This window comes from Oleiphilus sp. HI0061, from assembly GCF_001635675.1.
Genome location: NZ_LWFE01000505.1, coordinates 1 through 980, shown reverse-complemented (window position 1 = coordinate 980; position 980 = coordinate 1). Strand labels below are relative to the sequence as shown.

The following is a 980-nucleotide window of genomic DNA, read 5'->3' as shown; positions in this document are numbered from 1 at the left end:
TAATACTAGCGGCAGCTTCTGTTAATATTCGGGTTGTCATAAAATCACCAGTACTATAAAGTGGTCGTTAATTAGGTCTTATTGTAGGCCGTAAAATATAACAAGGCAATCAAAGATCGCCCACAAAAACATGTGGGCTGGACCGTCGCTGCGCTCCGGCCCTTTATTGCGGCGTTAGCTGTAAAAATAATCTTGCCACTTCGTACGTTTAAGCGTACGATATTATTTTCTGTTCAGGAGAATAAAGATGAATATTCTTACGGCAAGTGAAGCCAGGGCAAACTTATACCGGCTTTTAGATCAAACTTCAGAGACTCATCAGCCAATAACTATTTCAGGCAAAAGAAATAGCGCTGTATTAGTCTCCAGTGAAGACTGGGAGTCAATTCAAGAAACCCTTTATCTTTTAACTGTTCCGGGTATGAGAGAAAGCATTAAAGAAGGAATGGCAGAACCTATTGAAGATTGTTCTAAGGAGCTTGATTGGTGAGTTGGGAACTCGTATATACCAAGCAAGCTCAAAAAGATGCAAAGAAACTTGCTTCCTCAGGTCTCAAAAGTAAAGCAAAATATTTGCTGCAAGTTATCGAAGAGAATCCGTTTCAAACACCACCACCATTTGAAAAATTGGTTGGTGATTTATCTGGTGCAATTTCACGACGTGTTAACATCCAGCACCGGATTGTTTACCAAGTTTATGAAGAGCAAAAAGTCATAAAAGTTCTGCGTATGTGGACACATTATGAGTAATACCAAAATTTGTTCAGCTAACAAGTTGCTCAAGTCGGATTGTGGTAAATTGTCATCTTGTTTGCAAAGAGCCGCAAACAAACCGCCAATTCACCACAACCGCTTAGCAAGGCGTTGGTATGACTCCCCACGTCAAGAGGCCCGCACAAAATCCTGCCGGAACCTCGGCCAGAGCCTTTCTTTTTAATTAACATTCTTCCCGTTAGGGAAGCGTCAACGCATCAGATGAA

General features: G+C 41.3%; 2 protein-coding genes. Both read left to right on the top strand.

The features are described 5' to 3' along the window. The first annotated feature begins 247 nt into the window (after positions 1-247). On the top strand, positions 248-490 hold the full coding sequence (locus A3735_RS06715; RefSeq protein ID WP_068510966.1) for a type II toxin-antitoxin system Phd/YefM family antitoxin: 243 nt from the start codon (positions 248-250) through the stop codon (positions 488-490). Beyond that, positions 487-750, top strand: coding sequence for a Txe/YoeB family addiction module toxin (locus tag A3735_RS06710; protein WP_068510968.1), 264 nt, complete (start codon positions 487-489; stop codon positions 748-750). Before A3735_RS06715 ends, A3735_RS06710 begins: the two co-directional genes overlap by 4 nt. Positions 751-980: the final 230 nt, after the last annotated feature.